This is a genomic window from Variovorax brevis (genome assembly GCF_030317105.1).
Classification (GTDB): Bacteria; Pseudomonadota; Gammaproteobacteria; order Burkholderiales; family Burkholderiaceae_C; genus Variovorax; species Variovorax brevis.
This window is the reverse complement of sequence record NZ_JASZYG010000007.1, coordinates 249,284-274,232: the sequence shown is the minus strand read 5'-3', so window position 1 is coordinate 274,232 and position 24,949 is coordinate 249,284. Positions and strand designations below refer to the sequence as shown.

Annotated in this window: 24 protein-coding genes and 1 pseudogene; 17 read left to right on the top strand and 8 right to left on the bottom strand. The window is 65.9% G+C overall.

What is annotated here, in order from left to right:
* Positions 1 to 34: 34 nt before the first annotated feature.
* The 3 genes from coxB to QTI66_RS23115 all read right to left on the bottom strand — a co-directional run bounded on the left by coxB (position 35) and on the right by QTI66_RS23115 (position 2,788).
* Positions 35 to 1,204 carry a cytochrome c oxidase subunit II gene (gene coxB / locus QTI66_RS23125; RefSeq protein WP_286562283.1) on the bottom strand — a complete coding sequence of 390 codons (1,170 nt, stop codon included), beginning with the start codon at positions 1,202 to 1,204 and terminating at the stop codon, positions 35 to 37.
* 70 nt (positions 1,205 to 1,274) lie between these two features.
* The gene (locus QTI66_RS23120; protein WP_286562282.1) at positions 1,275 to 1,751 is read right to left on the bottom strand and encodes a DUF2244 domain-containing protein; all 477 of its coding nucleotides are present in this window, start codon (positions 1,749 to 1,751) and stop codon (positions 1,275 to 1,277) included.
* Between the two features lie 116 nt (positions 1,752 to 1,867).
* A complete protein-coding gene (locus QTI66_RS23115; RefSeq protein ID WP_286562281.1) occupies positions 1,868 to 2,788 on the bottom strand; it encodes a class I SAM-dependent methyltransferase in 921 nt (306 codons plus the stop codon).
* Between the two features lie 23 nt (positions 2,789 to 2,811).
* On the opposite strand from QTI66_RS23115, the gene QTI66_RS23110 reads away from it, so the two are divergent.
* Both QTI66_RS23110 and trmL read left to right on the top strand, forming a co-directional pair.
* Positions 2,812 to 3,531, top strand: coding sequence for a ComF family protein (locus tag QTI66_RS23110; protein WP_286562280.1), 720 nt, complete (start codon positions 2,812 to 2,814; stop codon positions 3,529 to 3,531).
* Positions 3,532 to 3,555: 24 nt separating this feature from the next.
* Positions 3,556 to 4,038, top strand: a complete 483-nt coding sequence (gene trmL, locus QTI66_RS23105; protein WP_286562279.1) for a tRNA (uridine(34)/cytosine(34)/5-carboxymethylaminomethyluridine(34)-2'-O)-methyltransferase TrmL — start codon at positions 3,556 to 3,558, stop codon at positions 4,036 to 4,038.
* On the opposite strand, the gene QTI66_RS23100 is transcribed toward trmL, so the two are convergent.
* Positions 4,029 to 4,496, bottom strand: coding sequence for a MaoC family dehydratase (locus tag QTI66_RS23100; protein WP_286562278.1), 468 nt, complete (start codon positions 4,494 to 4,496; stop codon positions 4,029 to 4,031). The two genes, trmL and QTI66_RS23100, sit on opposite strands and share 10 nt — an antisense overlap.
* Positions 4,497 to 4,564: 68 nt before the next feature.
* The gene (locus QTI66_RS23095) at positions 4,565 to 5,185 is read right to left on the bottom strand and encodes a ParA family protein (protein ID WP_286562277.1); all 621 of its coding nucleotides are present in this window, start codon (positions 5,183 to 5,185) and stop codon (positions 4,565 to 4,567) included.
* Positions 5,186 to 5,338: 153 nt separating this feature from the next.
* Here QTI66_RS23095 and kefF point away from each other — a divergent pair, with 153 nt between their 5' ends.
* Together kefF and kefC are read left to right on the top strand one after the other, a co-directional pair.
* Positions 5,339 to 5,980 carry a glutathione-regulated potassium-efflux system oxidoreductase KefF gene (gene kefF / locus QTI66_RS23090; protein WP_286562276.1) on the top strand — a complete coding sequence of 214 codons (642 nt, stop codon included), beginning with the start codon at positions 5,339 to 5,341 and terminating at the stop codon, positions 5,978 to 5,980.
* 2 nt (positions 5,981 to 5,982) lie between these two features.
* A complete protein-coding gene (gene kefC / locus QTI66_RS23085) occupies positions 5,983 to 7,827 on the top strand; it encodes a glutathione-regulated potassium-efflux system protein KefC (RefSeq protein ID WP_286562275.1) in 1,845 nt (614 codons plus the stop codon).
* A 12-nt stretch (positions 7,828 to 7,839) separates the two neighbouring features.
* Here kefC and QTI66_RS23080 read toward each other — a convergent pair whose 3' ends face one another.
* Positions 7,840 to 8,196 carry a DUF1161 domain-containing protein gene (locus tag QTI66_RS23080; protein ID WP_286562274.1) on the bottom strand — a complete coding sequence of 119 codons (357 nt, stop codon included), beginning with the start codon at positions 8,194 to 8,196 and terminating at the stop codon, positions 7,840 to 7,842.
* A 62-nt stretch (positions 8,197 to 8,258) separates the two neighbouring features.
* A complete protein-coding gene (locus tag QTI66_RS23075; protein ID WP_286562272.1) occupies positions 8,259 to 9,122 on the bottom strand; it encodes an amidohydrolase family protein in 864 nt (287 codons plus the stop codon).
* Positions 9,123 to 9,225: 103 nt separating this feature from the next.
* On the opposite strand from QTI66_RS23075, the gene QTI66_RS23070 reads away from it, so the two are divergent.
* The 12 genes from QTI66_RS23070 to QTI66_RS23015 all read left to right on the top strand — a co-directional run bounded on the left by QTI66_RS23070 (position 9,226) and on the right by QTI66_RS23015 (position 22,626).
* Entirely contained in the window at positions 9,226 to 9,999 is a 774-nt protein-coding gene (locus QTI66_RS23070; protein ID WP_286562271.1) for a crotonase/enoyl-CoA hydratase family protein, read from the top strand.
* Positions 9,996 to 11,867 carry a feruloyl-CoA synthase gene (locus QTI66_RS23065; protein ID WP_286562270.1) on the top strand — a complete coding sequence of 624 codons (1,872 nt, stop codon included), beginning with the start codon at positions 9,996 to 9,998 and terminating at the stop codon, positions 11,865 to 11,867. The genes QTI66_RS23070 and QTI66_RS23065 overlap by 4 nt, the downstream gene beginning before the upstream one ends.
* The gene (locus QTI66_RS23060) at positions 11,864 to 12,262 is read left to right on the top strand and encodes a nuclear transport factor 2 family protein (protein WP_286562269.1); all 399 of its coding nucleotides are present in this window, start codon (positions 11,864 to 11,866) and stop codon (positions 12,260 to 12,262) included. Before QTI66_RS23065 ends, QTI66_RS23060 begins: the two co-directional genes overlap by 4 nt.
* A 46-nt stretch (positions 12,263 to 12,308) precedes the next feature.
* A complete protein-coding gene (locus QTI66_RS23055) occupies positions 12,309 to 13,073 on the top strand; it encodes an SDR family NAD(P)-dependent oxidoreductase (protein ID WP_286562268.1) in 765 nt (254 codons plus the stop codon).
* 44 nt (positions 13,074 to 13,117) lie between these two features.
* A complete protein-coding gene (locus QTI66_RS23050) occupies positions 13,118 to 14,254 on the top strand; it encodes an ABC transporter substrate-binding protein (protein WP_286562267.1) in 1,137 nt (378 codons plus the stop codon).
* Positions 14,255 to 14,281: 27 nt separating this feature from the next.
* Entirely contained in the window at positions 14,282 to 15,322 is a 1,041-nt protein-coding gene (locus QTI66_RS23045; RefSeq protein WP_286562266.1) for a branched-chain amino acid ABC transporter permease, read from the top strand.
* Positions 15,323 to 17,134: a branched-chain amino acid ABC transporter ATP-binding protein/permease gene (locus QTI66_RS23040; protein ID WP_286562265.1), complete on the top strand. Its 1,812-nt coding sequence runs from the start codon at positions 15,323 to 15,325 to the stop codon at positions 17,132 to 17,134. It begins immediately after the preceding gene.
* 13 nt (positions 17,135 to 17,147) lie between these two features.
* Positions 17,148 to 17,882, top strand: coding sequence for an ABC transporter ATP-binding protein (locus tag QTI66_RS23035; RefSeq protein ID WP_286562264.1), 735 nt, complete (start codon positions 17,148 to 17,150; stop codon positions 17,880 to 17,882).
* 32 nt (positions 17,883 to 17,914) lie between these two features.
* Complete coding sequence (locus tag QTI66_RS23030; protein ID WP_286562263.1) at positions 17,915 to 19,654, top strand: tannase/feruloyl esterase family alpha/beta hydrolase; 1,740 nt, start codon at positions 17,915 to 17,917, stop codon at positions 19,652 to 19,654.
* Positions 19,655 to 19,656: 2 nt separating this feature from the next.
* Positions 19,657 to 21,393: an acyl-CoA dehydrogenase family protein gene (locus QTI66_RS23025; RefSeq protein ID WP_286562261.1), complete on the top strand. Its 1,737-nt coding sequence runs from the start codon at positions 19,657 to 19,659 to the stop codon at positions 21,391 to 21,393.
* Positions 21,394 to 21,423: 30 nt separating this feature from the next.
* A complete protein-coding gene (locus QTI66_RS23020) occupies positions 21,424 to 21,909 on the top strand; it encodes a MarR family winged helix-turn-helix transcriptional regulator (protein WP_286562260.1) in 486 nt (161 codons plus the stop codon).
* 81 nt (positions 21,910 to 21,990) lie between these two features.
* Positions 21,991 to 22,626 carry an SOS response-associated peptidase family protein gene (locus QTI66_RS23015; protein WP_286562259.1) on the top strand — a complete coding sequence of 212 codons (636 nt, stop codon included), beginning with the start codon at positions 21,991 to 21,993 and terminating at the stop codon, positions 22,624 to 22,626.
* Positions 22,627 to 22,629: 3 nt separating this feature from the next.
* On the opposite strand, the gene QTI66_RS23010 is transcribed toward QTI66_RS23015, so the two are convergent.
* A complete protein-coding gene (locus QTI66_RS23010; protein ID WP_286562258.1) occupies positions 22,630 to 23,394 on the bottom strand; it encodes an SDR family NAD(P)-dependent oxidoreductase in 765 nt (254 codons plus the stop codon).
* 283 nt (positions 23,395 to 23,677) lie between these two features.
* On the opposite strand from QTI66_RS23010, the pseudogene QTI66_RS39600 reads away from it, so the two are divergent.
* Positions 23,678 to 24,945, top strand: a pseudogene (locus QTI66_RS39600) (amino acid permease); the annotation flags it as partial.
* Positions 24,946 to 24,949 lie beyond the last annotated feature (4 nt).

Sequence of the window (24,949 nt, the reverse complement as noted above, 5' to 3'; positions counted from 1 at the left end):
TTCCTTGCAATTTCTTCGTCGTGGGGCGTCTGGCTTACTTGCCGCGCTGCGCCAGCACTTCAGCCGGCTGGATCAGTTGACCCGTCTTGTTCGACCAACTGTTCTTCGTGAAGGTGACGACTGCCGCGATGTCGGTGTCGTTCAAGGCCTTCCACGCAGGCATGGCACCGTTGCCGGCGCCGTTGAGCACGACGTGCAGTTGCTTGTTGTGATCGGCGTCCAGCACGATGGCCGAGCCGTCCAGCGGCTTGATCGGGCCGGCGCCCTTGCCGTTGGGCTGGTGGCAGGCCGCGCAGTTGGCGGCGTAGACCTTTTCCCCACGCGCCAGCATGTCGGGCAGCGCCCACACCTTGTTGGGATCGTCCTGCTTGGCGGCGGCCTCCTTGCGCTTGCCGTCGACCCAGGCGGTGTAGTCGGCAGCGGTGACGACCTTCACGTGGATGGGCATGTAGGCGTGTTCCTTGCCGCACAGTTCCTGGCACTCGCCGTAGTAGTCGCCCACTTTTTCGGCACGGAACCAGGTGTCGCGCACGAAGCCGGGAACCGCGTCCTGCTTGATGCCGAACTGCGGCACCGCGAAGGCATGGATCACGTCCTGCGCCGTGGTGATGATGCGCACCTTGCGATCGACCGGCACCACCAGCGGGTTGTCGACCGCGAAGAGATAGTTGTCGGGCACTGCGCCCTTGGCGCCGGCGTTGGAGAAGGCGCGGTGCTCGGGCAGCAGCGTGGAGATGAAGCCCAGGCCCTCGCCCTCGCCCTTGATGTAGTCGTAGCCCCACTTCCACTGGTAGCCGGTGGCCTTGATGGTGAGGTCGGCGTTGGTCGTGTCCTTCTGGGCGACCAGCACCTTGGTGGCGGGCAGCGCCATGAGGATCACGATGATGAAGGGAACGATGGTCCAGACCACTTCGACCACCACCGATTCGTGGAAGTTGGCCGCCTTGTGGCCCACCGACTTGCGGTGCTTCCAGATCGAATAGAACATGACCGCGAACACGGCAACGAAGATGACCGTGCACAGGATCATCATCGCGTTGTGCAGGAAGTACTGCTCCTGCGCGATCTTGGTCACGCCGACGGGCAGGTTCAACTGACGCACGGTCGGGCCGCCGGCAAGGTCGTTGACTGCGTGCGCAGCGCCACTGAACGCCGCGCCGGTCGCCAGCAGCAGGTTTGCCAGCTTGTACCAATTGCTCTTCATCGTGTTCACTTCTTCATTTTCCAGTTAACCCATCGGCCGTTCCGTCGGCTTGCGGCAGCCACATGGCGCACTAGGCACCACGCAACGCCATGCGGATCTCCCGCGCCAGCGCCGCACGAAGCTCGGGCCGCACATAGCGGCCCACCTTCACTTTTCGACCCTGACCCGAGACCTCGATCAGCGAGCGATCGCTGGCCTGAGGCTCGATCCGCACCTGGTGCGGCAAAAACTCCGTGCGCTCATAGTGCCCGCCGTTCTCCAGCTCGACGATCAGCCGCCCCTCCTCCAGGGCGATCTTCTCGCCGTCCGTCGCATGCCTGGCGTACAGCAGAAAGGCAATCCCGACCGCCGTGATCTCAACCCATGCAAACGGCAGCACAAGCGGTGCCCCGTGCACCCAGAAGCCTGCACCGATTCCCAGCGACACCAGACACAGCGATGCGTAGAGCCAGCCCAACTGGCCCGGCGTGACCGAGCAGTTTCTCTTCAGGAACCAGTGGATGTTCTGGCCTGAGACGGTGGCAAAACGAAACACGGAATTCGGCACGGGCGAGCTCAGTTGATCGGTGCGTTGGCGGCCTTCAAAACTGTCGTCACTCGGGCCTTGAACACGGACAAAATTCGCGCAACGAAGAATTGTAGCCGGTGGATTCGCGCACTCCGTCACGGGTTGGGGCGTCCGCGCTGCAGCATGGTGCGCATGTCGCGCAGGGACACCGCGCTTTCGGCGGAAAGGGACACCCGGGGCGCGGGTTTGAAGGCGTGGCCATAAATGATCTCGAAGGTCATCGAAATGCGCCCATCCGTCTCGCTGGCCGCCGGCGTCGCGGCCAGCGCAGTACGCAAGGCGTCGCGCCAAGACCGGCCGCGCAGGGCCGAGAATCGGGCAGGATGCAGGTTTCGGCCCAGTTGGCGCAATTCGGCGATCAGCGCGTCGGGCGTGCTCCAGCTGAGCACCACATGCTCCATGTCCATGACCGGCTCGGCGAAACCCGCCCCCACCAGCATGTCGCCCCAGTCATGCATGTCAGTGACTTCGTGTCCGGCGGGGCCCCAGCCCCGGGCTGCATAGACGGAACGCAGCTCACGCAGGGTGTCGGGACCGAGGCAGGAAAACATCAGAAAACCGTCCGTCGCCACCATGCGGTGCCACTGCTCGATGAGGCCCTGCGGGTCGGCCGACGAATGCAGTGACATGTTGGCCCACAGCAGGTCGACGCCTTCTTCCGGGAGCGCAGGGCCACCGAAGCGCGTGGCGGCGGAGCCCCAGCGGCGGGCGTTCCACCAAGGCATGGTCAAAGCCTGCTCGGTCCGGGGCCGAAGAGCGGCTTCGGGCTCGACGACGAAAGCGCGGGCGTCGCGGTAGCGGCGGGCGACGCGGGCATGGGCCTCCAGGCCGCCATGCAGGGGCGCCCAGTCGGCCCAGGTCCGTGGCTGCGCCTTGATCCATTGCAGGCGCTCTTCCATCCGCCGACCGATTTCCTCGTGCAGCCAGGGCGAGCCCTCCCCGGGTGCGGAACGCGCAAGACGTGCGGCGGCAACGGCATCGATGGTCGGCGGACGCCGTGTGGACTCGTTCAGCATGGGCCGGCAAGTATATTGAGGCGATGCTCGCCGCACGGACAGCCCTGCTTTTCCCGCATTGGCGCGATCGCCTCGCCAGCCAGTGCGCAATCTGCCGCAGCTGGCCCTCGCGGCCGGTGTGCGACGCCTGTGTGGCGCGCTTTGCGCCGCCGGTCTCGCGCTGCCGCACCTGTGCGCTGCCCGTGCCGGAAGGGGCCGAGCGCTGTGGCGAATGCACGACCGGCCCACCGCCGCTGGACGCCTGCGTCGCCAGCTGCAGCTATGTCTGGCCGTGGCCGGAGCGCGTGGCCCGGTTCAAGTTTCGCGGCGAGGCGGGCTGGGCGAAGCCGTTTTCCACCCTGATGCGCAGCGCACCGTGGGCGGAACCGGCGCTCGATGCGGCGCAACGCGTGCTGCCCATGCCCTTGGGCCCACGCCGCCTGCGCGAACGCGGCTTCAACCAGGCGCTGGAACTGGCCAGGCGCCTGGCGTCCGACAAGACGGACGCTTCCTTGTTGCTGCGCACACGCGACACCCCCGCGCAAAGTGGCCTGAGCCGCGCCGAACGCCTGACGAATCTCGCCGGGGCCTTCGCGCTGGACCCGATGCGTGCCGGGGCGATTCGCGGAGAAAGGGTAGTGCTGGTCGATGACGTCATGACCAGCGGCGCATCCCTGTTCGCCGCCGCCCGGGTGCTGCGCGAGGCGGGCGCGACGCACATCGCGGCGATCGTGTTCGCCCGCACCGATCCGCCGGAGTCATAAGTCCCAGACCGCGACAATCGCGGGATGTTTCACATCGTCCTGGTCGAACCCGAAATCCCGCCCAACACGGGCAATGTCATTCGCCTGGCGGCCAACACGGGGTGCACGCTGCACCTGGTCGAGCCGCTGGGTTTCTCCATGGACGACCGGCTTCTGCGCCGGGCGGGGCTGGACTATCACGAATACGCCGAAGTGCGTCGCCACGCCAGTTGGCAGGCGCTGATCGACGCCGAGCATCCCCCAGAGGACCGGATGTTCGCCCTGACCACCCGCGGCAGCCGGCCCGTCCATGAGGTCAGCTTCCATGCGGGCGACTGGTTGATCTTCGGCTCGGAAACGCGCGGCTTGGCGCCTGAACTGCGGGACAGCTTCGGCCCGGCGCAGCGGCTGCGCCTGCCGATGCGCGCCGGCCAGCGCAGCTTGAATCTGTCGAACGCGGTGGCGGTGACTGTCTTCGAAGCGTGGCGCCAGTGCGGCTTCGCCGGCGCCGCGGACGCTCAGGGATAGCGCCGAACCACCGATTCGGCCACGCAGGCCGGCTTGGTCGCGCCTTCCAGTTCGATGGCCACTTCCCACACCATTTGCTGGCCGTTGTTGTCGATCGCGTCGCTCGACAGCAGCTTCATGCGCGCACGCACCCGGCTGCCCACCGGAACGGGCGCCATGAAGCGCACCCGGTTGAGCCCATAGTTCACGCCCATCCGCGATTCGACAACCTCTACCGCGTTCCCGAAAAAGCGCGGCAGCAGCGACAGGGTCAGGAACCCATGCGCGATGGGCGCGCCGAACGGACCAGCCTTGGCCCGCTCCACGTCCACGTGAATCCACTGGTGGTCGCCGGTGGCCTCGGCAAACTGGTTCACCTGTTGCTGGGTGATCTCGATCCAGTCGCTGACGGCGACTTCCTGGCCGACGCAGGCAGCCAGATCCTGAAGGGTTTGGAAGGTCTTTTTCATGCGGGGCACTCTAGCCGGGCCGCCGTCAGGCGCGTGTCGGGCAAGCGACATCGCCGCATGTGCGGCGTCGCGTCAGCTCAGGCGTCCAGCCACTCGCAGATCGGTGCCCATTGCGCCAGATCGCGCTGCACCCGCCCCGGCGAGATGTCGAACAGCGTGAGCCCGCGCGCGGCCAACTGCACATAGATCTGCGTGTCGCGCACTTCGCCGATCACCGGCACGCTCAGGCCGGCGATGAATTCGTGCAAACGGTCTGCCGCCAGCGTGCGCGCGTCCACCCGCATGGGCACCAGGCCGATCTGCGTCTTGGCGGCATTGCGCTGCGCCAGGAGCCTGTCCAGGAAATCGCGTGTCGCATAGATGTCGAAGATGCTGGGCTGCAGCGGCACGATGACCTTGTCGGCCAGCGCCAGTACGTCCTTGAAGCGCCAGCCGTGCAGCCCCGCGGGCGTATCGAGCACGGCATGGGTCGTGCCGCGCGGCGGTCGCACCACGCTGTTGTCTTCCACGGCGTCCCAGGTCGAAATCTTCCGGGCCGCCGGCGGGCGCAGGTCCAGCCAGAGCTTGGCGGACTGCTGCCGGTCCACGTCGCCCAGCATCACCGCGTGGCCGCGACTGGCAAAGTAACCCGCAATGTTGGTGGCGAGCGTCGACTTTCCGACGCCCCCCTTGGGATTGGCGACCAGGACCACCGGCATGACGGGCTCCTTTGTTTTGCTTGGAAGATTGGACTGGCGAATTGTTACAGATTGCACGCACTCACCGCGTGACAGCCCGCCGGGTCGCCAGTGTCGACGCATTCCCGCCTGGCGTGCGCGCGGGAAATTGCCGAGTGCGTTATGTTCGCGCCCATGTCCACGCCCAACCCCACGCCCGATGCGCCCCGCATTTATCTTGTCGCAGCGCATCCCCACTGGCGCGATTCGCGGGTCAACCGCCGGTTGCTGGACGCAGCCCAAACCGTGGTGAACGTGGACCTGAACGACCTCTATTCGAGCTACCCGGACTTTTCGATTGACGTCGAGGCGGAGCAGCAGCGGCTGGCGCGGGCGGACATGCTCGTGCTGATGCATCCGATCCAGTGGTATTCGATGCCGCCGCTGCAAAAGCTGTGGCTCGACGAGGTACTCACCTACGACTGGGCCTATGGCACCGAGGGCACCGCGCTGCTGGGCAAGGACTTCTGGCTGGCCGCGACCACCGGCGGGCCGGAATCGAGCTATCACCCGCAAAGCTACAACCGCTACTTTTTCGACGCCTTCCTGCCGCCCTACGAGCAGACTGCAGCCCTTTGCGGCATGCGCTTCCTGCCGCCGATGATCCTGCACGGCGCACGCAGCGCATCGGCCAGGGACATTGCCGCCCATGTCGATGTCTTTGTCGAGCGCCTGGCCACCTACCCGAACTGGCCCGAAATGGACGAGATCGAGCCCTGCCCGCGCTGCATCGTGCCGGAAACGGACCGCCCCGTCGAAGCTGCGCAGGAAGCCTGAACATGGGTCACGCGCCGGTCTGGCTGACGAACTCCCTGATCTACCTGGGTGCTGCCGTGCTGGTGGTGCCATTGTCAAAAGCGCTCGGGCTGGGGGCCATCATCGGCTACCTGGCCGCCGGCATCGCGATCGGTCCCTGGGGACTCGGGCTGGTGAGCAACGTGGAAGACATCCTGCACTTTGCCGAGTTCGGCGTGGTGCTGATGCTCTTCCTGGTCGGTCTGGAGCTGGAACCCAAGCGGCTGTGGAGCCTGCGGCGTCCGATCTTCGGCTGGGGTTCGGCGCAGGTGCTGGGCTGCGCGGCGCTGCTGTTCGCGGCGGGCATGGCGGCTGGCCTCGACTGGCGCGTGTCGCTGGTCGCCGCGCTGGGGTTGGCCCTGTCGTCGACCGCCATCGCGCTGCAGGTCTTCGGCGAACGCAACCTGCTGCCGACCGCGAGCGGACAGGCGGGCTTTTCCATCCTTTTGTTCCAGGACGTCGCTGCCATTCCGATCCTGGCACTGCTGCCGCTGCTGGCCACCAGCGGCGATGCGGCACACACCCTGAGCGGCCTGGATCGCGCGATCGAGGGCCTGAAGATCGTTGCCGTCATCGGCGGCATCATCCTCGGCGGGCGGCTGCTCTTGCGGCCGGTGCTGCGATGGATCGCACGCTCGAACACGCCTGAAATCTTTACGGCAGCATCGCTGCTGCTGGTGGTCGCGATTGCCGCGCTCATGCAGTTCGTTGGCCTGTCGATGGCGCTGGGTGCCTTCCTGGCCGGGGTGCTGCTCGCGGAAAGCGAATACCGGCGCGAGCTGGAAACCGACATCGAGCCCTTCAAGGGCCTGCTGCTGGGCCTGTTCTTCATCGCGGTCGGCATGAGCATCGACTTCGGCGTGCTGCTGGCGCATCCGGGCTGGATGGCCGTGGTCGTGGTCGGCTTCATGCTGGTGAAATCCCTGGCCATCTATGGGCTTGCGAAGCTGATGGGCCTGCCCGTGCAGGAAAGGCCGATCTTCACGCTGCTGCTCGCGCAGGGCGGCGAATTTGCCTTCGTCGTGTTCCAGGCCGCCAATGGGCGGGCGATGCCGCCGGAGGTGGCCTCCTTCCTGATCGGCGCCGTCGCGCTGTCGATGCTGCTCTCGCCGCTGCTCCTGGTCGCGCTCGACAAGTGGGTGCTGCCGAAGTATTACGCACGCGACGCCACCACACTGGAAGAGATCTCGGAGCAGCAGAACGCCAACGTCGTGATCTGCGGCTTCGGTCGCTACGGCCAGATCATCGGCCGCATGATGAGCGCGCAGGGCCTGCAGGTGACAGTGCTCGACCATGACCCCGACACGGTCGAGGGCCTGCGCCAGTTCGGCTTTCGGGTGTTCTACGGCGACGCGACACGGCTGGACCTGCTGCGCACCGCCGGCGCCGCCACGGCCAGGGTGCTCGTGGTGGCGGTCGACACCGTGGAGCAATCGCTGGCCATCGTCGACCTCGCGCGAGAGCATTTCCCGGAAACGAAGATCGTGGCGCGGGCGCGCAACCTCAACCACTGGTATCAGCTGCGCGACCGCGACGTGCACCTGGCCGAACGCGAGGTGTTCGAGTCATCGCTGCGCAGCGCGCGGCAAGTGCTGGAGATCCTGGGCTGGCCGCCGCACGAGGCCCGCGAAAGCGCGATGCGATTCCGCCAGCTCAACATCAAGTTCGCCGAGGAATCGCACCCGCTCTACAAGGATCGCGCGCAACTCATCAGTGCCGCCAAGGCGGGCCGCCAGCAGATGGAAGAGCAGATGGCCAAGGAGCGCGAGGAACGCCGCAAGCGCTCGCGCGGCGAATGGGGAACGCGAGAGGACGAACGCGCGCCGTAATCCGCGCGCCGATCAGTTCTTGCAATCCGCGTTGATCAGCACCGTGCCGTCGCGGCATTCGGTCACCACGGCACCCTTCTTCGGACGTGGCGGCGGCGCAGGCGAGGCTGCGCGTGCCGGAGCGCCACTGGCGGCAGGCGTCGGTTCTCCCGATGCGACATACATGATCTTCTTGGCCCCCATCTCGCAGGTGCCGACCACCTTGCCTCCAACGCTCGCGTTGGCGTCGACCGTGCTCAGGGTGAATCGGGTCACGCCAGAGCTCCGGATCTTCGCGTCGATCTCGGACTGCAATGTTTCGCACGAGGAGGCAGCGCTCGCCGAACCAGCCAACAGCAGTAAGGCAAGGGAAACAAGCGTCAGTTTCATAAGAGCCGCCGGCGTCGAAATTCGGGGAGTCAGTCTAGCGCCTCATCGTGTTTCAACGGGTTTCAGCCCAGTTTCAAAAGCCTGACCGCATTGCCCTTGAGGATGCCGGGCATCACCTCGGGCTTGAAGCCGGCCTCCTCGAAGTCCTTCATCCAGCGGTCGGGCGTGATGAGCGGATAGTCGCTGCCAAAGAGGATGCGGTCTTTCAGCAGCGTATTGGCGTACTGCACCAGTTGTTTCGGAAAGTACTTGGGGCTCCAGCCCGACAGGTCGATCCACACGTTGGGCTTGTGCGTGGCCACCGACAGCGCCTCATCCTGCCACGGGAAACTGGGGTGCGCCATGATGATCTGCATGTCCGGAAAGTCGATCGCCACGTCGTCAAGGTGCATGGGGTTGCTGTACTCCAGCCGCAGGCCGCCGCCGCAGCGCATGCCCGATCCGATGCCGCTGTGTCCGGTGTGAAAAACCGCCGGCAAATTGAACTCCGCGATCACTTCGTAGATGGGCCAGGCCATGCGGTCATAAGGGTGATAGGCCTGCACGGTGGGGTGGAACTTGAAGCCCTTCACGCCGTATTCCTCGATCAGCCGCCGCGCCTCGCGCGCGCCCATCTTTCCCTTGTGCGGATCGATGCTGGCAAAGGCAATCATCACGTCCGGGTTCTTCTGCGCGGCCTCGGCAATCTCCTCGTTGGGAATGCGGCGCCGGCCCATGTTGGCCTCGGCATCGACGCCGAACATCACGAAGCCGATCTTGCGTTCGCGGTAGTAGTCGATGCTTTCCTGAATGGAGGGCCGCCGGCTCGAGCGGAAATACTTGTCCGCCGCGCGGTCGTATTCCTCGCCGTAGTTGTCGAAGGGATTCCAGCAGCTCACCTCGGCGTGGGTGTGGGTGTCAATGGCGATCAGATTGGCAATGTCCATGCTGCGTCTCCGTGTTCGGGTATGTACTAGGGCCGAAGGCTCGATCCGAGCTTGAATTGGTTATTTTTCATAACCATAATCGATTCACACCGCGGAATCAATCATGACCCACCCTGACCTCCACCTGGAATTGCACGACGACATCGCCGTCGTGCGCCTCATGCGGGGCGGCAAGCGCAACGCACTGTCCGATGCGCTCATCCTCGCGCTTCGCGACACCTTCGACAACCTGCCCACGAACGTGCGCGCCGCCGTCATCGACGGCGAGGGTCCGCACTTCTGCTCGGGCCTCGATCTTTCGGAGCTTCAGGAGCGCGATTCGGTCGAGGGCCTGCACCATTCGCGCATGTGGCACGCGGCGCTGGAGCGGGTGCAATACGGCCCGGTGCCGGTGATCGCCGCGCTGCACGGTGCGGTGGTGGGCGGCGGACTGGAACTGGCAAGCGCCTGCCACATCCGCGTGGCCGACTCGACCACCTTCTACGCGCTGCCGGAAGGCTCGCGTGGCATCTTCGTGGGCGGCGGCGGCTCGGTGCGCATTCCCAAGCTGATCGGCGTGCCGCGCATGACCGACATGATGCTCACCGGCCGCGTGTACGGCGCCGAGGAAGGCGAGCGACTGGGCTTCGCGCAATACCTCGTTGCCGAGGGCACGGCCTTCGACAAGGCGATCGAACTGGCCAAGCGCGTGGCGCAAAACGCGCCCATGACCAACTACGCGCTGATGCACGCCCTGCCGCGCATCGCGGAGCAGTCGGCCGACCAAGGCTATTTCACCGAATCGCTCGTGGCCGGCATTGCGCAAAGCGCTCCGCAAGCCAAGGAACGCCTGCGTGACTTCCTGGAAGGCCGCGCGGCCAAGGTGAGCAAGGAATGACCCAGCCCGCGCGCTACCGGCCGCTGGTCTTTGGCGTGACGCGCGGCGTGTTGCGCGACGGCGCGCCGGGTGTTCGCTACCTGGAAGCGGAAATGCCGCTCGAACCCTTTGGCGAGCGCATCACCGACCGGCTGGTGCACTGGGCGCAGGTCGCGCCCGAACGCACGCTCGTTGCGCGCCGTGAACGACTGACCGACGGCAGCACCGGCGACTGGCTGCGCGTGAGCTACGCGCAGGCGCTCGAGCAGGCGCGGCGCATCGGGCAGGCACTGCTCGACCGCGGCCTGAACGCCGAAAGGCCCGTCGCCATCCTCAGCGAGAACAGCATCGAGCATGCGCTGATGGTGCTCGGCTGTCTCTACGCGGGCGTGCCGCATTGCTCGGTCTCGCCGCCCTATTCGACCGTGAGCCAGGACTACGAGAAACTGCGCCACGTGCTGTCCACGCTCACGCCCGGACTGGTGATGGCCAGCGATGCGGCGCGCTATGGCCGTGCGATTGCGCAGGCCGTTCCCGCCGACATCGAAGTGGTGCTCGCGGAAGGCGCCATCGAAGGCCGCCGCACCACACCCTTGTCGCAATTGCTGGACACCGAACCCACGCCCGCCGTCGATGCCGCAATGCGGGCCACCGGCCCGGACACGATCACCAAGTTTCTCTTCACCTCGGGCTCGACCAAGCTGCCCAAGGCCGTGATGAACACGCATCGCATGTGGTGCGCCAACCAGCAACAGTTGCGCCAGTCGATTCCCGCGCTCACGGACGAACCGCCGGTGCTGGTCGACTGGCTGCCGTGGAACCACACCTTTGGCGGCAACCACAACGTCGGCATCGTGCTGAATAACGGCGGCACGCTGTACATCGACGACGGAAAGCCCACGCCCGCCGGCATCGGCGAAACGCTGCGGAACCTGCGCGAGATCGCGCCGACGGCTTACTTCAACGTGCCGACGGGTTTCGAAGCCATTGCCAACGCGATGGAAACCGACGCGCTGCTGCGCAAGACCCTGCTGTCGCGCGTGAAGATGTTCTTCTACGCGGGCGCCGCCCTGCCGCAGCCGGTGTGGGACAGCCTGCATCGCACGCAGGAGGCCGAGATCGGCGAACGCATCGTCATGGGCACAGGCCTGGGCATGACCGAGTCGGGCCCTTTCGCGCTCTACATTTCGAGCCCGCAGGTGACCTCGGGCGACCTCGGGCTGCCCACGCCCGGCTTGCAGATCAAGCTGGTCGATGTCGATGGCAAGACGGAGGTGCGCTATCGCGGCCCGAACGTCACGCCAGGCTACTGGCGCGCACCGGAAGCCACCGCCGAGGCCTTCGACGAGGAAGGCTTTTTTTGCACCGGCGACGCCGTGGCGTGGATCGACCCGAAGGACATCCATCGCGGCCTGCGCTTCGACGGACGCATTGCGGAAGACTTCAAGCTGGCGACCGGCACCTTCGTGAGCGTCGGCCCGCTGCGCGCCAAGGTCATCGCAGCCGGCGCGCCCTATGTGCAGGACGCGGTGCTCACCGGCATCAACCTGAAGGAAGTGGGCGCGCTGATCTTTCCGACGCAAGCCGTTCGCAGGCTCGCAGGATTGCCGGCGGATGCACCGCTGCAAAGCGTGCTCGAAAGCGATGCCGTGCAAGCGCACTTCCAGAAAGTGCTCGACGAACTCGCGGCATCCGCGACGGGCAGCGCCAGCCGCATTGCGCGCGCGCACCTGATGCACACACCGCCATCCATCGACAAGGGCGAAGTCACCGACAAGGGCTCCATCAACCAGCGCGCCGTGCTCAAGCACCGCGCCGAAATGGTCGATGCGCTGCACGCGGGAACACTGCCCTTCACCCTTCAACCGCGCACGCAGGGACAGCCATGAGCATCGACAGGATCAAGACCATCCGTCACTACCTGAAATGCCTGCACGACACCGACGTGCCCGGTCTCGTCGCCACGTTCGAGCCTGACGGCATCGTCAAGTCGCCCTTCCTCGGCTCGATGGTGGCGAGCGAATTCTTTCCGCGGCTGGCTGGTGCCTCATCGCAAAGTGTGATCACGCCCATCGACCTGTTCGAAAGCGTGGAGCCCGGTGGCGGCATCGAGCGGGTGGCCGCGTATTTCCGCTACGACTGGACCTTGAAAGATGGCAAGGTCGTGACCTTCACCTGCGTGGACGTGTTCGAGTTCAGGCCCGGCAGCGATCGCATCGCCAGCATGACCATCGTCTACGACACGCACCCCCTGCGCGAAGAAGTGGGCGACAAGTACGCCTGAGCAACAGCAACCCCAACAGCATCCCGACGATTCACGGAGACAGCATATGAAGATCGAAGGACAAGCCGCCCTCGTCACCGGCGGCGCATCGGGCCTCGGCGAAGCCACCGCACGCGAACTGGCGCGCCTGGGCGCGAAGGTCGCGGTGCTCGACCGCAATGCCGAACTGGCGGAAAAGGTCGCGGCAGAAATCGGCGGCATCGCCTGCCCGTGCGACATCACCAACACCGACAGCCTGAGCGCCGCGCTCGACAAGGCGACGGCCGCGCACGGCACCGCGCGCATCCTGATGAACATCGCCGGCATCGGCTCGGCCAAGCGCGTCGTCGCCAAGGACGGCACACCGGCGCCGCTGGAAGACTTCGTGCGTGTCGTCACCGTGAACCTGATCGGCGCCTACAACGCGAGCCGGCTCTTTGCCGCGGCTTGCGCCAAGCTCGAACCCAACGAAGGCGGTGAGCGCGGCGTGATGATGTTCACCGCATCGATCGCCGCCATGGACGGACAGGTCGGCCAGCAGGCCTACAGCGCATCCAAGGGCGGCCTGGTCGGCATGACGCTGCCAATGGCACGCGATCTGGCGCAGCACGGCATTCGCGTGTGCACCATCGCGCCGGGCCTGTTCGCCACGCCGCTCTTGATGGAGTTGCCCGAGCCGATCCAGCAATCGCTTGCCGCGTCCATTCCCTTCCCGCCGCGTTTGGGCAAGCCTTCGGAGTTTGCCGAACTGGCCTGCCACATCGTGACCAACGGCCACCTCAACGGCGAAGTGATCCGACTCGACGGCGCACTGCGCATGGCGCCGCGCTGAAGCCTTTCCCCCGTGCCTTTCCAACAATTCCGAGGAGACAAGTGATGAAGTTCCAGAAGACGATTCTTGCGACCCTGTTCTCGTTCGCGCTGATGGCGGCTGCCCATGCCGACCTCACCGTCGGCGTCGTGCAGCCGCTGACGGGCCCCGCCTCGGGCCTGGGCATCCCGGTCAAGAACGCCATCATGATCTGGCCCAAGACCATCGCCGGGCAGAACGTCAAGCTCATCGTGCTGGACGACGCCAGCGACCCGACCGCCGGGGTCAAGGCCACGCAACGCCTGGTCACCGACGACAAGGTCGACGTCATCGTGGGATCTTCTGCAACGCCCGTGGCCATTCCGATGGCCGACGTGACGGCCGAAGCGCAAACGCCGCAACTCTCGACCTCTCCGGCAGGCCTTCCGCCGGGCAAGGACAAGTGGTTCTTCCGCCTGCCGCAATCCAATGGCGTGATGGCCTATGCCGTGGCGGGGCAAATGAAGAAGCAAGGCGTGAAGACGATCGGCTTCCTCGGCTACACCGATGCCTATGGCGAGCTGTGGCTCAAGGCCATGAACGAAGAGGCGGCGAAGAACGGCATGAAGATCGTCGGTGTCGAGCGCTTTGCGCGCGCCGACACCAGCGTGACGGCGCAGGCGCTCAAGCTGACCTCGGCCAACCCGGACGCGATCCTGATCGTGGCATCGGGCAGCGGCGCAGGCATGCCGCAAAAAGCCATCATGGAACGCGGCTACAAGGGCAAGGTCTATCAAACGCATGCGGCTGCGACGCCTGACCTGATGCGCACCGCCGGCAAGGACGCCGATGGCGCCTTCGTCGTGTCCGGCCCCGCCATGCTCGGCACGCAGCTGCCGGACAGCAACCCGTCCAAGAAGTCGGCCCTGGCATTCGTCGAAGGCTACGAGAAGGCCTACGGCCCGGGTTCGCGCAACCAGTTCGCCGGCCACGGCACGGACGCGCTCACGGTGCTCGAAAAGGCCGTGCCGATCGCGCTCAAGAAGGCGCAACCGGGCACGCCGGAGTTCCGCGCCGCGTTGCGCGACGCCTTCGAAACGATGGGCCGCACCGTGCTCGCGCATGGCGTGCTCGACTGGACGGCGCAAGACCACTGGGGCTACACCAACGAAACCGGCGTGATGATGCAAGTGGTGAACGGCGAATTCAAGGTAATCCAGTAAGCCCCATCTCCACGAGACCGCCCTGTCATGGACTTCTCGATCGCCAGCATCCTGATGCTGGACGGCCTCACCAACGGCGCGATCTACGCACTGCTCGGCATGTGCATCGTGCTGGTGTTCACGGTGACGCGCGTCATCTTCATTCCGCAGGGCGAGTTCGTGGCGTACGGCGCGCTCACGCTGGCGATCTTCCAGACGGGCAAGGTGCCGGGGACCGTGTGGCTGCTGTTGATCCTGGCGGGCGTCGCGGCGTTGATGGAGTTCGTCACCATCTGGCGCCATCGCGAAAGCGTCGTGGCCGGCGCGAAAGCGGCGCTGCGCATGTTCATCGTGCCCGCCGTCATCGCGGCCGTGTCGGCCTGGGCGGCGCCGCGCGCCTTTCCGGTGGCGGTGCAGGCCTTGTTGACGGTGTGCATCGTGAGCGCCTTCGGCCCACTCGTGTACCGCGTGGCCTATCAATCGCTGGCGGGTGCCAGCACGCTGGTGCTGCTCATCGTGTCGGTGGGCGTGCACTTTGCGATGACCGGTCTCGGTCTGCTCTTCTTCGGCGCTGAAGGGTTTCGCAACGCTCCCTTCTGGGACGTGCGGATTCCGTTCGGGCCGCTCAACATCAGCGGGCAGGCGCTGATCATCTTCGGCATGTCGGCGGCACTCATCGTGATGCTGTGGCTCTTCTTCGAGCGCACCTTGTATGGCAAGGCACTGCGCGCAACGGCGGTCAACCGGCTCGGAGCGAGGCTCGTGGGCATCTCGACGCAGAACGCGGGTCAGCTCACCTTCGGATTGGCGGCTTTGATCGGCGCACTGTCTGGTCTGCTGATCGGGCCGACCACCACGATCTTCTATGACTCAGGCTTCCTCATCGGGCTCAAGGGCTTCGTGGCGGGTGTGATTGCCGGGTTGGCGAGCTATCCGGGTGCGCTCATCGGTGCGCTGTCGGTTGGCGTCATCGAGGCCTTCGGCTCGTTCTGGGCGAGCGCGTTCAAGGAAGTGATCGTGTTCACCATCATCCTGCCGGTGCTGTTGTGGCGCTCGCTCGCCAGCGGCCATTCGGACGAGGAGCATTGAATGAGCGCCATCGTTTCGGCTCCCGTGCCCGCAGCATCCAACGGCAGCACCGTACGCAAGTGGGGGCCGCTCGCCCTCATCGCAGTGCTGATCGCACTGCCACTGCTGCCGGTCCCGGACTTCTGGATCATCCAGCTCAACTACATCGGCCTGTATGCATTGCCGGTGCTCGGCCTCGTGCTGCTCACCGGCGTGGCGGGGCTTACCTCCTTTGGGCAGGCGGCGTTCGTGGGCATTGGCGCGTACACGACGGCCTACCTCACGGTGAACACGGGGCTCTCGCCGTGGCTCACGCTCTTCATCGGGTTGGCCATCACGGGCGTGAGCGCGGCAGTGATCGGCACCATCACGCTGCGCATGTCGGGCCACTACCTGCCGCTGGCAACCATTGCGTGGGCGCTCTCGCTCTACTACCTGATGGGCAACCTCGACGCGCTGGGCAAGTACGACGGCATCCTGGGCGTCAAGGGCCTGTCGATCTTCGGCTTTGAAATCGGACAGCGGCGCGTGTTCTACGGCCTGGTGTGGACCTTCGTGCTCGCTGCTTCGTTTGCGGTGATCCGGCTGCTGGATTCGCGCAGCGGCCGCGCCATTCGCGCACTGGCAGGCGGCAAGCTCATGGCCGAGGCCATGGGCGTGAACACGCTTCGCCACAAGGTCGGCATCTTCGTGCTGGCGGCCATGCTGGCTTCCGTCTCGGGCTGGCTGTTTGCGCACTTCCAGCGCACGGTCAACCCTTCGCCCTTCGGCCTCAAGATGGGCATCGAATACCTGTTCATGGCGGTGCTCGGCGGTGCGGCGCATGTGTGGGGTGCTGTGGCCGGATCGGGCATCGTCAAGATCCTGGAAGACCAGCTGCAAGTGCTGCTTCCCAAGCTGATCGGCACCAGCGGCAGCTACGAAGTGATCGTCTTCGGCATCATGATCGTGCTGGTGCTCAAGTACCTGCCGGACGGCCTGTGGTCCTTCATCGACAGGCGCCTGCCGCGTTCGCAGCGCGCCGTCGACTGGCACGCGTCAGCACCCTTGCCCACGCGCGCCAAGCCCGCGGCCGGCGAGGTGGTGCTCGACGTGCAGGCGGTTCGCAAGACCTTCGGCGGACTGGTGGCGGTGAACGACATCAGCTTCCAGACGCGCGCCGGGCAGATCGTGGGGCTCATCGGCCCGAACGGTGCTGGCAAGTCGACCACCTTCAACCTCATCACCGGCGTGCTCACGCTGTCGGGTGGCGCCGTGCGCTTTCGGGGCGACCGGGTTGACGGCATGGCATCGCGGCACATCGCTGAGCGCGGCATGTCGCGCACCTTCCAGCACGTCAAGCTCGTGCCGGACATGACGGTGCTGGAGAACGCGGCGCTGGGCGCGCATCTTCGCGGGCGCAAGGGTGCGCTGTCGGCCATGGCGCGCATCGACCGTGCGGAAGAGCGCCAGTTGTTTCGCGAAGCCGAACGCCAACTGGTGCGCGTCGGCATGGGCGAGTTGCTGCACGAACAGGCCGGCAATCTCGCCATGGGACAACAGCGACTGCTGGAAATCGCCCGTGCGCTCTGCGCCGATCCGGCCTTGCTGCTGCTGGACGAACCGGCCGCCGGCTTGCGCCACAAGGAAAAGCAGGCGCTTGCCGATGTGCTGCGCAGCCTGCGCGGCGAAGGCATGAGCATCCTGCTGGTGGAACACGACATGGGACTGGTGATGGACGTCTGCGACCACATCGTGGTGATGGAGTTCGGCACGCACCTCATGGAAGGCACGCCAGCTGAGGTGCAACGAAGCGACAAGGTGCGCGCCGCGTACCTGGGCACCGAACATTGAGAGCGCACCCAGCATGACCACTCCCCTCCTCCGGATCCGCGACCTGCACGCCGGCTACGGCCGCGCCGAGGTGCTGCATGGCATCGATCTCGAAGCGGCCGAGGGCAGCGTGATCACCGTCATCGGGCCCAACGGCGCAGGCAAGTCGACCCTTCTCAACGCGCTGATGGGCGTGCTGCCGTCCAAGGGGGCCATCGAATACCGGGGCAAGCCGATCGGCGGTCTCTCGCTGGAGGAACGCGTGATGCTCGGCATTTCGCTCGTTCCCGAAAAGCGCGAGCTCTTCGGCACCATGCCGGTGGAAGACAACCTCGTGCTGGGCGCCTTCCGCCAGGTGCGACTGCGCAACCCGAAGTGGCGCGAGCAGCTCGACGCGGTGTATGCGCTTTTTCCGCGCCTGAAGGAGCGCCGCGTGCAACAGGCCGGCACCTTGTCGGGTGGCGAGCGGCAAATGCTGGCAGTCGGCCGCGCGCTGATGTCGCGCCCATCGCTCCTCATGCTCGACGAACCCAGTCTCGGCTTGGCGCCGCTGGTGGTGCAGGAGATCTTCCGCACCGTGAGCGCCTTGCGCGCCACCGGCGTCACCATCCTGCTCGTGGAGCAGAACGCGCGCGCTGCACTGGAAGTGGCCGATCACGGCTACGTGCTGGAGATGGGCAGCGTGAGCCTGCAGGGCGAAGCCAGGCAGCTCGCAGGCGATTCGCGCGTGATCGACACCTACCTCGGCGCCGCACGCGCCGCCGCCTGAGCGAAGCATCTTTTGACTGGCCAGGAGACACGATGAGATTGCCCTTCCGCGGCGCCCTGCCCGCCTTGATGCTGACGGCTGCCGCCGCGGCTACCCTTGCCGCCTGCGGCAGCATGGGCCGTTCGGCCGCAGAGCTTCCACGCCTTGCCGCCGCGAAGCCCGGCACGCTTCAGGCATGCACCGATCTCGCGGCGCGCGCAGCCCTGCCCGGCACGGTCTACACCAAGCTGAGCGCAGAGCCGGCCGGCACCATCACGGTCGGCACGCTTGCCATGGCGGCGCCGGCGCACTGCCTGGTGCAGGGCAAGGTGAACGAACGCGTGAGTCCGGTCGACGGGGCCACCTACGCCATCGGCTTCGAGATGCGCTTGCCGGTGCAATGGAACGGGCGTTTCTTCTACCAGGCCAATGGTGGCCTCGACGGCGCGGTCGTGCCGGCCGTCGGCGGCGTTGGCGGTGGCGCGCCAAGAAGCAGTGCGCTGGAGATGGGCTTTGCCGTGATCAGCTCCGACGCAGGCCACACCGGCGCGCAGAACCCGCGCTTCGGCGTCGACCCGCAAGCGCGCCTGGACTACGGCTACAACGCTGTTGCGCAACTCACGCCGATGGCGAAAAACCTCATCGCCAAGGCCTATGGCCGCGGCCCCGATCGCTCCTATTTCGGCGGCTGCTCCAACGGTGGCCGCCACGCCATGGTGACTGCCGCGCGTCTGCCGCAGCAGTACGACGGCATCATCGTGGGCGACCCTGGCTTCAACCTGCCGAAGGCGGCCATCGGCGAAATGTACGGCGTGCAGCAACTGGCCACGGTCGCGACAACAAAGACACCGGCCGGGCTGCCCGACGTGCAAAGCGCCTTCACGTCGGCTGAACTCAAGTTGCTCGCAGACGGGGTGCTCGCGAAATGCGATGCACTGGACGGATTGGCCGACGGCATCGTGTCCGACGTCAAGTCATGCCAGGCGCGCTTTGACCTCGCCACCGCGGTGCCGACCTGCACGGGCGCACGCGACGGCAGTTGCTTGAGTGCTGCGCAGAAGACCGCGTTGTCCAGGCTCTTTGCAGGCCCGCGCAACAGCAGCGGCGCCGCGCTCTACAGCACCTTCCCCTTCGACGCCGGCATCAACGGTGCCAACTGGCGCCAATGGAAGTTCATCAACGCGCAGACGCTCGACCCGGCAGCCAGCGCCTTCGTGTTCTCCTCGCCTCCGCTGGCCGATCGGCCCGGTGGCCTGGCGTACGCACTGGGCTTCGATCTCGACAAGGATGCGCCCCGCATCTTCGCCACCAGCGGCGTGTATTCGGAATCCGCGATGTCCTTCATGACGCCGCCCAACCCCACCAGGCTCGAAGCACTGCGCGACCGTGGCGCCAAGATGATGGTCTATCACGGCACCAGTGATCCGGTCTTCTCTTCCGACGACACGGCCGCGTGGTACGAAGGACTCCAGGCCGCCAACGGCGGACAGGCCGACGCCTTCGCGCGCTACTTTCCGGTGCCGGGCATGAACCACTGCTCGGGCGGCCCGGCCACCGACCAATTCGACATGCTCAGTGCGCTCGTCGATTGGGTCGAAGCGGGCAAGGCCCCGGAATCGGTCGTCGCCCAAAGCCGCGGCGCCGGCGCCAAGGTGGCGAACGCTGAAGTGCCGGCCAACTGGGCCGCCGACCGCACCCGCCCCCTGTGCCCCTATCCGCGCGTGGCCGTCTATGGAGGCGGCGACGCCGAGAAGGCCGGCAGCTTTGCCTGCAAGACCGCCAAAGGCTCCTGACGATGGACTACCAGCCGCGCCCCGAGGACGTCCACTTTCTGCTGCACGACGTCCTGTCCGCCACGCCGACGCTTCGCGGGCTCGCGCCCTTCGCGGAAGTCGACGACGCGCTGATGACGCAAGTGCTGGATGAAGCCGGCAGATTCATTGGCGAAGTCATCGCGCCGCTCAACCGCATCGGCGATGAAAGCGGCGCCCGCTTCGAATCCGGGGCGGTGCGCATGCCACCGGGCTTTCGCGAAGCCTACGGGGCTTTCGTGCGGGCCGGTTGGCCGGCGCTGGCAGCGCCGCCCGAAGATGGCGGACAAGGCCTGCCCGCCGTGCTCCAGTGCGTGTTCTACGAATGGCTCAGCGCCGCGAACCATGGCTTCACCATGGCGCCCGCATTGCTGCACGGCGCGTACGAATGCATCAAGCACCACGGAAGCGACGCGCTGCGCGAACGCTACCTCGGCAAGCTCGCCACCGGCGAGTGGCTCGCAACCATGTGCCTGACCGAAGCGCACGCAGGCAGCGACCTGGGCCAGGTGCGAACGCGCGCGGTGCCGCAGCCCGACGGGAGCTTGCGCGTATCGGGCGAAAAGATCTTCATCTCCGGTGGCGAGCACGACCTGACGGACAACATCGTCCACCTCGTCCTGGCGCGCCAGCCCGATGCGCCGGCGGGCCCCAAGGGGCTGTCGCTCGTGCTCGTGCCCAAGTTCCTGGCCGATGGCACGCGCAACGGCGCGCAGTGCGAGCGCATCGAGGAAAAGATGGGCATTCACGCCAGCCCCACCTGCGTCATGCGCTTCGACGCGGCCACCGGCTGGCTCATCGGCGAGCCCGGTCGCGGCCTCAACGCGATGTTCGTGATGATGAACGCGGCGCGCCTGCTCGTCGGCCTGCAAGGCATCGGCCTGCTCGATGCGGCATGGCAAAAAGCACATGCCTACGCGCACGAGCGCCGCCAGATGCGCGCGCCCGTGCCGCCGGCATCGCGTAGCAAGAACGACGCGGCCGACCTGATCGTGGAGCACCCCGCCATCCGCCGCATCCTCGACACGCAACGCGCGTGGATCGACGGCGCACGCCTGGTCGCCTACCGCACCGCATTGATGCTCGATGTCGCGAAACACAGCGGCGATGCAAAGACACGCGAGCGCGCGCAGCGCTGGTGCAGCTTCATCACTCCGGTGCTCAAGTCCGCCTGCAGCCAGCAGGGCTTTGCCGGCGCCAGCGACTGCCTGCAGGTCTTCGGCGGACACGGCTATGTGCGCGAATGGGGCATCGAGCAGGTGCTGCGGGATGCGCGCATCGCCATGATCTACGAGGGCACCAACGAGATCCAGGCCATCGACCTGCTCGTGCGAAAGGTGCTGCCCGACGCCGGCGCCGCCTTCGCCGCCACCCTCCTCGAGCTGCGCGACGAACTCGACGCGTCACGCGACGTCGATGCCGACGTGCAGCGCCGCATGGCGCAGTTGCGCTACCTGAGCACATCGATCGCCATGGCCACGCACGCCAGTCCCGCGCTGGCGCATGAAGTGGCGGACGACTACCTGCGTGTCGTCATGCTGGTACTGCTCGCGTGGGCATGGGCCCGCATCGACACCGTGGCGCCGGCAGGCGATGCACGCTGGCGTGCGCCGTCTGAGGCATTTCGGCGTTGGGTTTTGCCAGAATTCGACATGCGGCTGGGAATGATCAAGCGCGCCTGCGAAGAGGCCGCGAATGCGAAGTCCCAAGCCCCGGAGTGAAAGGTCTTCGAACCGCAACGAGCTTGCAGCATGCGTGAATCCAAAAAATCAACCAACGCCAGCACGCCCCCCGCAAGTGGCGGCAAAGGCGAGGCACTGGACAACGGCTTTCTTGAAACGCTGGTCGGCTACAACGCCCGGCGCGGATGGTCCGTGATCAGCGGCATCTTTGCAGAGCGCATGGCGCCCTACGGCCTGAAGCAGGTCGACTTCTCGGTGCTGTGCCTGCTGGCCCACAACCCCGGCGCCACGTCGCGCCAGCTGTGCGCCACGCTCGACATTCTTCCGCCCAACCTCGTGAGCCTCATTGCCGCGCTGGACAGCCGCGGCCTCATCGAGCGCCGCGCCCATCCACGCGATGGTCGCGCCGTCGGCCTGCACCTGACGCCCGCGGGCGAAAAGCTGACGCGCGAAGCCGAGCAGGCGGTGACACAACTCGAGATGGACGCCAGCGCCAAACTCACTGCACGCGAACGGGAAACATTAATTCGCCTTCTTCAAAAACTATATCTTTAGCCAATTAGTGCACAGACCCTGGCCGATCTGCATACCAATGGCTGATTGACGAATCAAAGCCGGGTTTCCTACAGTGGGCAGATGATTCATCACTATCAAGGCGTGCGCGATCGGGACGAATACGTCTCGCGCTTTGGTATCGATTCCGTGCCCCTCTTGCCAACGCCGGCGTCGATCTGGCCACGGCAAACAGGAACTTTCGTTCGACGTCCTCGCGCGGACCACCCCGGCAGCAGCGGCAGCTTGTCGCAGTACGAGGCGAGCACCGGGCGATGGGGCTTGATCCCCTTGTTCTCGAAGGACGGCGAAGACCCCTTGTTCGAAGCGCAGGCGGAAACCGCGTTCGAGGAACGCAACTTCTACCAGCCGTGGAAACGCGGCCACCGTTGCGTCGTGCTGGCTGAAGCCATCTTCGAGACCGATTCCGCCACGGGAGCCGTGATTCGCCATTCACGCGCCGACGGCAAGGCGCTGGCCATGGCGGGCTTGTGGAATGGATGGCGCTCGCCGCAAGGCCAGTGCGTGGAGAGCTTCGCCATCCTCACGGTCCATGCCGATCAGGACGATGCGCCCGAGCGGCGCATGGTGGCCCTGCTGCATGACGCGTGGCTGGACGACTGGCTCAATTGCCCGGTGGAGGAAACCTCGGCCTTCCTGCGGCCCTTCGAAGACACCGAACTCGTCAGCAGCGAGGCCGAGCCCGCACACGAGCGCTGAAATTCAGGCTTCGCGCACGTCGGCCACCGGCTTGCTGCCGAAATCCTCCCGGTCCAGCCAGGCCAGCACCTTTTTCGCCGCAGTCTCCGGCGAATCCAATAGACCCTCGGACTTCAAGCGCTCGAAACGTCCGCGATCCGGAAAGCTGGCTGGATCGCCGCCACGCAGTTGCGCCTGCATGTCGGTGTCGATGACACCCGGCGCCAGCGACACGATGCGCGCGCCGCCCGGCAGTTGCGCCTCTTCCAGCGCCACCGCGCGCGAGAAGTGATCCATGCCCGCCTTGGCCGCGCAATACGGCGACTGGCTGGCCATGGCACTGCGGCCAAGGCCTGATGAGATGTTGAGCACCTTGCGCGGCACGCCCCACAAACGCGTGGCCTTCAGGAAGGCGCTGCTCAGCAGCAGCGGCGCTTCGAGCCCCACACGAAGCGCGCGCAGCAGGTCGTCCGCACTCGCATCCGACAGCGGCGCCGGCCGCGCGATGACGCCCGCGTTGTTGATGAGCGTGGCGCTGGCGTAGCGCCCTTCCTGCGCGGCCTCCAGCCAGGACCCGAGGCGCGCCGCGGCCGATGCCGCATCCGACAGGTCTTGTTGCCACTGGTCGATCGTGGTGCCGGACGGCGGCGTGCTCGCCGCCAGCGACGGATCGCTGTGCCGCGAAATGCAGACGAGCGCGTGGTCCGTGCGACGCAACAGTTGCTCGGCCATGGCGCGGCCCATGCCACGCGAGGCGCCGGTGAGGATGACAAGGTGCGATGCGGTCATGTGAATTCGTGAATGGCGTGAATGGCATTTGAGGGTTGGGAGAGCATTTTGACGGCTGGTCACCATCCCCCTTCAAGACGGTCCAGACCGGAAATCAAGTCGGCTCATTGTCAACGTCGAGCCCGGCCTTGGCGAAGCTTTCGATGCTCCCGCGCGACGAAGTCTTGAGGCATTGTGTCCTGCGCAAATCTTGGCATTGGAAGGGCGCAGACGCGTGATAACGTCGCGCGCCTGCAGGCGGGATAGCCCGCTTTCAGTACTTCAAATAAACAGGGAGACAGGGATGGCACAAAGCCAATACACGGCGCGCAAAAGCGTGGCCGACATCGTTGCGGGCGGGGAGGGCAGCCACACGCTGCCCAAATCGCTCGGCGCTTTCAGCATCACAGCAATCGGAGTGGGGGCCATCATCGGCGCCGGCATTTTCGTCCTGACCGGCACCGCGGCCGCGCAGTACGCAGGGCCCGGCATCATGTTGTCCTTCATCCTGGCCGGGTTCGCCTGCGCCTTCGTGGGTCTTTGCTACGCCGAACTGGCGGCGCTGATTCCCGTCAGCGGAAGTTCCTACACCTACACCTACGCCACCCTGGGCGAACTCGCCGCCTGGATCATCGGCTGGGACCTGGTGCTCGAATACGCCATGGGAGCGGCCACGGTGGCGGTCGGCTGGTCGGGCTACCTCGGCAGCCTGCTGGGGCAGTTCGGCATTCACTTGCCGCCCGCGCTCATGCATTCGCCGGGCACCGTCACCTTGAAGGATGGCTCGACGATCACAGCATTGTTCAACCTGCCGGCGGCGCTCATCATCATGGCGCTGACATTCCTGCTGATCCGCGGCACCAAGGAATCGGCCAGCCTGAACAACTTGATGGTGGCTGTGAAGCTCATCGTCGTGGTGGCTTCGGCTTTGGCTACATCAACCAGGACAACTGGTCGCCGCTCATCCCCGAGAACACGGGCGAGTTCGGTCACTTCGGCTGGAGCGGCGTGCTGCGCGGCTCGTCGGTGGTGTTCTTCGCGTTCATCGGCTTCGACGCCGTGTCGACCGCGGCGCAGGAAGCCAAGAATCCGCAACGCGACATGCCCATCGGCATTCTCGGATCGCTGATCATCTGCACGGCGCTTTACGTGGCCGTGGCTGCCGTGCTCACCGGCCTGGTGCCCTTCGCCAAGCTGAACGTGCCGGACCCGATCGCGCTGGGCGTGGACGTCATCGGCAAGCCCTGGCTGTCGCTGCTCATCAAGTTCGGTGCACTCGCCGGCCTGACCACCGTGATCCTGGTGCTGCTGTACGGCCAGAGCCGCATCTTCTACACGATCGCCAATGACGGCCTGCTGCCCAAGTTCTTCTCGACGCTGCACCCCAAGCACGGCACGCCGCACATGAGCCAGATCTTCATCGGCATCGTCTGCGCCATCGTGGCCGGCCTGGTGCCGATCCACATCCTTGGCGAAATGGTGAGCATCGGCACGCTGTTCGCGTTCATCCTGGTGTGCGGCGCGGTGATCTACCTGCGCAAGAGCGAAAAGAACACCTTCCGTCCGTTCCGCGTTC